Source organism: Arthrobacter sp. EPSL27 (genome assembly GCF_001512305.1).
In the GTDB taxonomy this organism is placed as follows: domain Bacteria; phylum Actinomycetota; class Actinomycetes; order Actinomycetales; family Micrococcaceae; genus Arthrobacter.
The window spans coordinates 86,566-94,700 of the sequence record NZ_LNUT01000006.1; the positions used below are offsets into that span (position 1 = coordinate 86,566).

At 67.4% G+C, this 8,135-nt stretch carries 7 protein-coding genes; 4 read left to right on the plus strand and 3 right to left on the minus strand.

Annotated elements, in window-relative coordinates; translation table 11 throughout:
• Nucleotides 1-41: 41 nt before the first annotated feature.
• Complete coding sequence (locus AR539_RS18520; RefSeq protein ID WP_066440309.1) at nucleotides 42-983, minus strand: pullulanase X25 domain-containing protein; 942 nt, start codon at nucleotides 981-983, stop codon at nucleotides 42-44.
• Between the two features lie 235 nt (nucleotides 984-1,218).
• Nucleotides 1,219-2,085 carry a DUF1295 domain-containing protein gene (locus AR539_RS18525; protein WP_066440311.1) on the minus strand — a complete coding sequence of 289 codons (867 nt, stop codon included), beginning with the start codon at nucleotides 2,083-2,085 and terminating at the stop codon, nucleotides 1,219-1,221.
• Nucleotides 2,086-2,244: 159 nt separating this feature from the next.
• Between AR539_RS18525 and AR539_RS18530 the strand changes: the two genes are divergently transcribed.
• Genes AR539_RS18530 through AR539_RS18540 form a run of 3 tightly spaced genes read left to right on the plus strand, consistent with a single transcriptional unit; the run spans nucleotide 2,245 to nucleotide 5,029 of the window.
• Nucleotides 2,245-2,712, plus strand: a complete 468-nt coding sequence (locus tag AR539_RS18530) for a MarR family winged helix-turn-helix transcriptional regulator (RefSeq protein WP_231728678.1) — start codon at nucleotides 2,245-2,247, stop codon at nucleotides 2,710-2,712.
• Entirely contained in the window at nucleotides 2,709-4,592 is a 1,884-nt protein-coding gene (locus tag AR539_RS18535; protein ID WP_066440314.1) for an AMP-dependent synthetase/ligase, read from the plus strand. The genes AR539_RS18530 and AR539_RS18535 overlap by 4 nt, the downstream gene beginning before the upstream one ends.
• Nucleotides 4,589-5,029 carry a DUF2177 family protein gene (locus tag AR539_RS18540; protein WP_066440315.1) on the plus strand — a complete coding sequence of 147 codons (441 nt, stop codon included), beginning with the start codon at nucleotides 4,589-4,591 and terminating at the stop codon, nucleotides 5,027-5,029. The genes AR539_RS18535 and AR539_RS18540 overlap by 4 nt, the downstream gene beginning before the upstream one ends.
• On the opposite strand, the gene AR539_RS18545 is transcribed toward AR539_RS18540, so the two are convergent.
• Nucleotides 5,026-6,765 carry a SulP family inorganic anion transporter gene (locus AR539_RS18545; RefSeq protein ID WP_066440316.1) on the minus strand — a complete coding sequence of 580 codons (1,740 nt, stop codon included), beginning with the start codon at nucleotides 6,763-6,765 and terminating at the stop codon, nucleotides 5,026-5,028. The genes AR539_RS18540 and AR539_RS18545 overlap by 4 nt on opposite strands.
• Nucleotides 6,766-6,996: 231 nt before the next feature.
• Between AR539_RS18545 and AR539_RS18550 the strand changes: the two genes are divergently transcribed.
• Complete coding sequence (locus AR539_RS18550) at nucleotides 6,997-7,971, plus strand: aldo/keto reductase (protein ID WP_066440317.1); 975 nt, start codon at nucleotides 6,997-6,999, stop codon at nucleotides 7,969-7,971.
• Nucleotides 7,972-8,135: the final 164 nt, after the last annotated feature.

Below are 8,135 nucleotides of genomic sequence, written 5' to 3' on the forward strand. Positions count from 1 at the left end.
CGTCGGTGGGAAAACGCGTCGTCAGCGGGAAAGAGCGTCCGCTACGGCAGGACGATGTCGCGGGTGCGGTGGTCGTAGTGGATGACCAGCACTCCGCCGGAGTGGTGCACCTCGTGGTTGGCGCCGTCGAACGCACCGAACGCGCCGAAGTTCTCGTCCCAGGAGCGGTTGAGCGCGATCTTGAAGCTGTAGAAACCGGCCGGAAGGTCCGCCGCAAGCTTCCACAGCTGGTCCACCTGGTCGAGTTCCATCTGGGACTCGTCGTACTGCGGAGCCCAGTTGGCCGGGGCGCCCAGCAGGATGTTGAAGTCACCCGCCACGGCGACGGCGTCGGGCTGGTCGATGGTCTCGACGCTGACCGCGGGAGCCGCGGGTGCCGTCGCGCCGGCTGCTGTCGCCGTGTCCGCGGCCGCGCCCTGGGCCTCCGTTGTGTCAGCTGCCTTGCGCTTGCGGACCGCCTTGGCGACAGGGGCTACGGCTTCTTCCACCAGCTTGGCGGCCTTGCCGGCAACCTTCTCGGCGACTGCAGTTGCCTTCGAGGCGGACTTCGGCGCGGCCTTCGTGGCGGTCTTTGCTGCTGCCTTCGGCGCGGCCTGGGTGGCCGGCTTGTTGGCGGGTGCCGCGGGCAGCGGGGTGTCGGCGGGAACTGGAGTTCCGGCGTCGAGCGCTGCGGCAAAGGCGGCAGGGTCAGCGAAGGCCACGGTGGCGCGCTGGCCCTCCTCCGTAATGGTCCAGCCCGAGCGGCCCTTGACCAGCCAGCCGGCCTTGACCAGCTTCGCGGTGGCGGTGGTCAGCGCCTTGTGTCCGCGGGGAATGCCGCCGCTCAGCAGCTCGCGCTCCGACTCGTTGAGCGGAACGCGGGCGATGGCCTCGCCCAGCACTGCTCCGGCGTTCAGCTTCTGATCCGTCCACAACCCCTCGGCCAGCACGTCCAGCACGGCTTTCAGTCGAAGGGTGGTGTTTTCCGCAGTGTTGGTGCCCATGGGTCTCCTCTAGAAGCAATTGATCCACCTGCATTTTGCCAAGAGTGAACGTCTTTGCGCGAGTGGACACTGTTAACTCTGTGTGTCGTGACCCACTGTGACAGGCCTAACCGGGGTGCTTCCGGGACCAACTCACCGCTACCCGTCAGTAGAAAAAACAACGCGGGGTCACTTACGGTCCATCCCAGCCGCCGGAATGGACCCTAAGTGACCCCGCGTTGCTTTGGGGGTGGCGTCAGAACTTGGGGACCAGGACCGGGGTGTTCTTCTTGTACGCCTCGTAGTCGGCCTGGCCGCCCCACTTCTTGTCCGACTTCTTCTCCAGGAGAGGCACGCCGCTGACCTTAGTGAGCAGCAGGATGACGAACACCGGGGAGATGAGGGCAACCCACTGCCATCCGTTGAGCGCCGGGATGGCCACGAGGGCGACGCCGACCCACACCAGGATCTCGCCGAAGTAGTTGGGGTGGCGCGACTTGGCCCACAGCCCGGTGGAAATGAAGGTGCCCTTGTTGGCCGGGTCCGCGTTGAAGCGGGACTTCTGCAGGTCGGCCACCACCTCGAAGGCGAAACCGGCGGCCCACACCAGGAAGCCCACCAGCGCGAAGCCGTCCAGCGCCACGCGGGTGTCTGAGGTCATGGCGACCCAGGCAGCGGCCGCGGTGAAGGTCACCCAGAGGCCCTGGATGGTCCACACGTTGAGGAAACGGACAAAGTCGGGCTTGATCTCATCGAAGCGGTCGTCCTTGCCGGCCTTGCTGATCCGCCGGAACAGGAAGCTTCCCAGCCGCACGGCCCACACGAGGACCATGGCGCCGAGCAGCAGCGCCCGCGCGTCGATACCCGGCGTGAGCAGGAGCAACAGCAGCGTGATGGTGATGTAGGTCAGGGAGCCGGTCAGGTCGTAGAACTTCTCGGTCTGGGCCTTGAAGGAGGGGATGAACACCAGCCACTGGATGATGAACGCGGCCGCCACCGCCAGTGCGAAGACCGGAACCCCGCCCAGTGTGGCGCCGCCCTGGGACCCTGCCAGGGCCAGCAGGGCTCCCAGCAGCACCACCACGGGCAGAACGAAGAGCGACTTACGGTACGAATCCTTCATCAGGAAGTTCCTTTCGTCCGCGGAACTGGCCGCGGCTGGCACGGCCCGGGAGGCACCCCGGGTATCAGCAGTTGTAGCCATCCTAGTAGATAATCAAATAGGATTGAATAATAGAGTATCTAATAAGATGGAAGACTAGCGGAAATCGGGACCGGAGTAATGGCTATGACTGTGCCGCAGTACCATCCGGCCACACTGGCCCTGCAGGGGCTGTTCGGCCTCGCCAACGAAACCGAGCGGGAAATTGCCCGCGGCATGGGGTTGAACCTCACTGACTTCCGCGCCCTGTCGGCGCTGTCGCAGTCCGGTCCGGTGACCGTGGGCCAGCTCGCCGAGGACCTGGGCGCCACCCCGGCCACCACCACCGCGATTGTTAGCCGGCTGGAATCCCGCGGCTACCTCGAACGCCACCGGGGCACCGAGGACCGGCGCCGCGTCCAGGTGAGCGTCACACCCGCCGCAACCAGCGAGATTGCGGCCGTGATGCGGCCCCTGATGACCGCCGCCGACAACCACATCACGTCCCTGCCCGACGATCACAAGACGGTCATCGCGGACTTCCTCGAGGTTGCCCGGCACCTCATGCAGGACCACCTGAACGCACTTTCGACAAAGGACGCCCCATGAGAGAGTTCACCACCCCCCTGCTGGTTGAACCGGCCGGCCACCGGAACGCCACCGAGCTGCTGATGCAGCGGGTGCGCTCCTCCCCCGACCACATCGCCTTCGAGGTGCGTGCCGCGGACGCCCCCGTCACCAGCCCCTGGCGCCAGGTCACCACCCGGCAGTTCGCCGACGAGGTGCGCGCCCTGGCCAAGGGGTTCATCGCGGCCGGCATCGGCCCGGGAGAATCCCTCGCCATCATGTCCCCCACCCGCTACGAGTGGGCGCTGGCGGACATGGCAGCTTGGTTCGCGGGCGCCGTCGTCGTCCCGATTTACGAAACATCGGCGGCCCCGCAGGTCACAGCGATCCTCAACGACGCCGATGTCCGCCTGGCCGTCGCCGGCACCGCTGGACATGCCCTCCTGCTGGAACAGGGGTTTGCGCACGCCGGGATCCCGAGCCTGGGGGTCTGGACCATGGACGCCCGTCCAGGAGCGGACCTGGCCGACCTCAAAGCCCGCGGCGCCAACATCACCGACGATGCGGTCGAAGAGCGGCGCCTGCTGGCCGGCCTCGACTCGGTGGCCACCATCGTCTACACCTCCGGCACCACCGCCGCCCCCAAGGGCGCCCTGATCACGCACGGCAACTTCGTCGGCCAGGTGCTTAACGTGGCCGCCGCCTACACCGAGGTGGTCCGCGAGGCCGGCAACACCATCATCTTCCTGCCCATGGCGCACGTGCTGGCCCGGGGGCTGCAGCTGACCTGCCTGGCCAACGGCATGCGCATTGCGCACCTGGCCGACCCCAAGGACGTGGTGCCCGCGCTCGGCGTCCTCAAGCCCACCTTCCTGGTGGTGGTCCCCCGCGTGCTGCAGAAAATCCAGGCGTCCGCCGCGGCGGCTGCCGCGCAAAAACATCTCGGACGGGTGTGGGCGGCTGCGCATCGCACCGCCGTCGAATGGGGCCGGCTGGCCGAAGCCCGCGACGCCGACCCGTCGGCCAGGCCCGCACCGGGACTCCGGCTGCGGCGCGCCCTGTTCGACCACCTCTTCTACGCCCGGCTCCGGAAGCTCATGGGCGGACGGCTGGACTACCTATTGTCCGGTGCCGCCGCGCTCGACGCCGAGCTGTCGCTCTTCTTCCGCGGGCTCGGCCTTCCGGTCATCGAAGGGTACGGGCTCACCGAAACCACCGCCCCGCTGACCGGGAACATGCCCGGCTCCATCCGGGCCGGCTCGGTGGGCATCCCGATGCCCGGCACCACCGTCCGGCTCTCGGAGCAGGGCGAGGTGATGGCCCGCGGCGTCGGCGTGTTTGCCGGCTACCGCAGGCCCGCCGACAACGCGGACGCCTTCGTGGACGGGTACTTCCGCACCGGGGATCTCGGCGAATTCGACGAACTGGGACGACTCACCCTCAAGGGCCGGATCAAGGACGTCATTGTCACCGCGGGCGGAAAGACCGTCTCCCCGGCCATCTGGGAGGGCTACGTCGAGGGAGATCCCCTCGTGGCGCACGCCGTCATGGTGGGCGAGGGCAAACCGTTCCTCGGCGGCCTGGTTCTGCTGGACCCGGAATCCGTCACCGCCTGGGCGGAGCGCGAGGGCATCGCGGACCTGGCAGGCCTGCGGATCCCGGACGACGGCGGCGCCGTCCGGATTGAAGACCAACGGCTCCTCACGGCCATCGGCAAGGCCGTCAGCGCCGCGAATGCCAAGATCGCGCAGTCCGAGCAGGTGCGCCGCTGGGTGCTGCTGCTCGCGGACCTCACCGAGGCCAACGGGATCGTGACCCCCACCATGAAGCTCAAGCGCGCCGCCCTGACCGAGCGCGCGCAGCACATCGTCGACAGCCTCTACACCGAACCCCGCCCCACCGACACGAGGAGTCCCGCATGAATCCCCGCATCAAGAGGTGGCTGCTGTCCTACGCGGCCGCCGCCGTGATCTTTGCCGCCATCGACGTCGTCTGGATCCTGACCGTGGCGAACCGGCAGTACGAAAGCCAGATCCCCCACCTGATGGCGCCCAGCGTCAACGGCCCCGGCGCCGTCGCGTTCTACCTCATCTTTGTCGCGGGGATCGTTCACTTCGGCATCCGCCCCAACGATCCGGACGCCACACTGCGTCAGCGGGTGACGGGTGCGGCCCTGTACGGGTTCTTCACCTACGCCACGTGGGCCCTAACGGCGCTGGCCATCCTGGACGGGTTCCCCGCCGTGGTGGCGCTGACCGACATCGCCTGGGGCGCCGCGGTGTGCAGCGCCGTCACCTGGCTGACGGCCACGCTGCTCCGGCGCAAGCTCGCCGTGCGCACCGGCTCCGCCACCGGCTAGTCCCCGCTGCTCCATTCCACACCGGTCTCGGCCATGTAGGCAGCCACGGCCGCGTCCACGGTGCGGTAGAAGTGCAGCGGATTAATCTGCCGGGTCAGTTCGTACCGTTCGATCTTCTCCCTGACCCCGTGCTTGAGCTCCGCGAACACCAGGGACGTGCCCTGCGCGTTCAGTTCGACGTCCAGCTCCAGCAGCACGTCCGAGGCGGTGGTGTCGACGTCGGTGATGGGCTCGGCGGCAATGACGATCCACCGCGGCTTGGGTTCGGTCCGTGCCAGCCGCCGGATGTTCTCGCGGAACGGCCGGACGTTGGCGAAGAACAGGGGCGCGTCAAACCGGTAGATGACGAGGCCGGGCAGGTGCTTCGCCTCCGGATGGAAGTGCACGTCGTGGTAGCCCTCCACCCCCGGCACCCGGCCGATCACCGTCTCGTACGGCCACCAGGCCCGGCGGAAAATGTTGAGGATGGACAGCCCCACCGCAATACCGATGCCGGGCAGCACCCCCAGCAGCGTCACACCCAGGAACGCGGCCACCGACAGGTTGAACTCGGTCTTGCGCTGGCGCCACAGCCGCACGGTGCCCGGGATGTCGGCGAGAGATATCGACGCGGTAATCACAATGGCCGCCAGGGCAGGCTGCGGCAGGTTCCGGAACAGCCCCGGCAGCAGCACCAGCATCAGGAGAATCAGCACGGCACCGGTCACGCCGGTGAGCTGGGACTTCGAGCCGGACCGCTCCGCCACCGCGGTCCGGGATCCGCTGGTGCTCACCGGGAAGCCCTGGAACAGGCCCGCCGCGAGGTTCGCCGCCCCGATTCCGATCATCTCCTGGTTGCCCCGGATCTCATCGCCGGAGCGCGCGGCGAACGACGACGCCGTCGAGATGGTGTCCGTCAGGGACACCAGGGCGATGCCGAGGGCGCCGGCGAACATCAGCGCGAAGTCCGAGAATTCCAGGTACGGGATGGTGAACGGCGGGAAACCCTGCGGAAGCTCCCCCACCAGTGAGACGCCGCGGTCCGCGAGGCCGAACAGTGTGGTCGCCCCAATGGCGAGCACCACCATCACCAGCACCGACGGGACCTTCGGCAGCCACCGTTGCAGGGCAAGGATCAGCACAATCCCGGAGATCCCGACGGCGGCCGCGGCAACCACCGTCTCGCCCCCGGCCACGCCCTGCAGGAAGCCGGTGATGTCCCCGATGAAGGTATCGGAGTCCACGGAGAACCCGAACAGCTTCGGGAGCTGGCCGATCAGGATGGTGACCGCGAGGCCGTTCATGTAACCGATCATGGTCGGCTTGGAGATGAGGTCCGCGATGAACCCGAGTTTCGCGACGGACGCGAGGATCATAATGGCGCCGACCATGAGCGCCAGCATAGAGGCGAGGACCACCGCCTTCTGCGGGTCGCCGTCGGACGCCACCAGCGGCAGGACCGTCGCCGCGATCATCGGCCCCAGCGAGGAGTCCGGCCCCAGCACCAGGATGCGGGACGGGCCAAACACCGCATAGGCGAGCAGGCAGAGGACGGTGGTGTAGAGGCCGGTGATCGGCGGCAGCCCGGCCAGTTCCGCGTACGCCATGCCCTGCGGGACCAGCAGCGTCGACAGGACGATCCCGGCGACGATGTCCTTGCCGAACCATTCCTTTTTATACGCCGCGGCGACGTCGAACCCCGGCATCAGCTGGCGCAGCCAGCCCGCCTCCGGCCGCCGTCGTGCAGTCTCGGTCATGAGTGCACTCTGCCCGGCGGCGGCCTCCGGTGCATCCTCCGCCGCGGGTGAACCGGGCGCACGCCCGGGGGCCGTTGTGCGCACGGACCGGGAGGCCTAGAGTGGCCATCGGCCAACTGTGCCGCCACGCTGCACGGAGATGTGCCTGAGGCAACCCCTGCCTTTCTGAACCCCTGCCTCTCTGAACCCCTGCCTTTCTGAACCCCTGCTTTCCTGATCGAGGAGATTACTATGCAAACGCGTACACTCGGTTCGCTCACCGTCTCGGCCCTTGGTTTGGGCTGCATGGGCATGAGCGAGTTCTACGGCCAAGGCGAGGAAAACGAGTCCGTCGCCATCATCCAGGCCTTTCTCGACGCCGGAGGTAGCCTGCTCGACACCGCCGACATGTACGGCCCGTTCACGAACGAAGAGCTTGTCGGGCGGGCCATCGCCGGCCGGCGCGACGACGTCGTCCTGGCCACCAAATTCGGCAACGAACGCCGGGCTGACGGCTCCTGGGTGGGCATCAACGGTTCCCCCGATTACGTGCGCGCCGCCTGCGACGCGAGCCTGCAGCGGCTGGGCGTGGACCACATCGACCTCTACTACCAGCACCGGGTGGACAAGACCGTCCCCATTGAGGAAACCGTCGGGGCCATGGCGCAGTTGGTGCAGGCCGGCAAAGTCCGCCACCTCGGCCTGTCCGAGGCCAGCGCCGACACGGTGCGCCGGGCCCATTCCGTGCACCCCATCACCGCCCTCCAGACCGAATACTCGCTGTGGGAACGCGAGCCGGAAACCAAGGTGTTCCCGGTCCTCGCGGAACTGGGCATCGGCTTTGTCCCCTACAGCCCGCTGGGCCGCGGTTTCCTGACCGGCCAGTTCCGCAGCCCCGACGACTTCGCCGCGGACGATTTCCGCAGGCACTCACCACGCTTCCAGGGCGAGAACTTTTACCGAAACCTCCAACTCGTGGAGGAGGTCAAGAAGTTGGCGGACGCGAAGGGCTGCACCCCGGGGCAACTGGCACTGGCCTGGCTGCTGGCCCAGGGCGAGCACATCGTTCCCATCCCTGGCACCAAGAAGCGCGACCGCCTGCGGGAGAACCTGGGCGCTATCGACGTCGGACTCTCCACCGAAGACCTAACCCGCCTGGACGAACTGGTTCCGGCCGGTGCGGCCGCCGGAGCGCGGTACCCGCACATGGACTCGATCGACGTCTAATCCCGCCGGTGCCCTATCAGATTTGGTGCCCATTCGGCGGGCAAATTCATATGGTCGTTGCAACGCTCTGAAAGATGGAGCGTTTGATGGGCAGCTTTTCCTTGGAGGCCCGTACCGAGTTCTTTGATCTGGTCTGCGGCGGGATGTCGATTTTTGCGGCGGCC

Bases quoted from the DNA above. Each gene is read 5' to 3' on its own strand.
- AR539_RS18520 (WP_066440309.1), bottom strand. From the start codon at position 983: ATGGGCACCAACACTGCGGAAAACACCACCCTTCGACTGAAAGCCGTG.
- AR539_RS18525 (WP_066440311.1), bottom strand. From the start codon at position 2,085: ATGAAGGATTCGTACCGTAAGTCGCTCTTCGTTCTGCCCGTGGTGGTG.
- AR539_RS18530 (WP_231728678.1), top strand. From the start codon at position 2,245: ATGGCTATGACTGTGCCGCAGTACCATCCGGCCACACTGGCCCTGCAG.
- AR539_RS18535 (WP_066440314.1), top strand. From the start codon at position 2,709: ATGAGAGAGTTCACCACCCCCCTGCTGGTTGAACCGGCCGGCCACCGG.
- AR539_RS18540 (WP_066440315.1), top strand. From the start codon at position 4,589: ATGAATCCCCGCATCAAGAGGTGGCTGCTGTCCTACGCGGCCGCCGCC.
- AR539_RS18545 (WP_066440316.1), bottom strand. From the start codon at position 6,765: ATGACCGAGACTGCACGACGGCGGCCGGAGGCGGGCTGGCTGCGCCAG.
- AR539_RS18550 (WP_066440317.1), top strand. From the start codon at position 6,997: ATGCAAACGCGTACACTCGGTTCGCTCACCGTCTCGGCCCTTGGTTTG.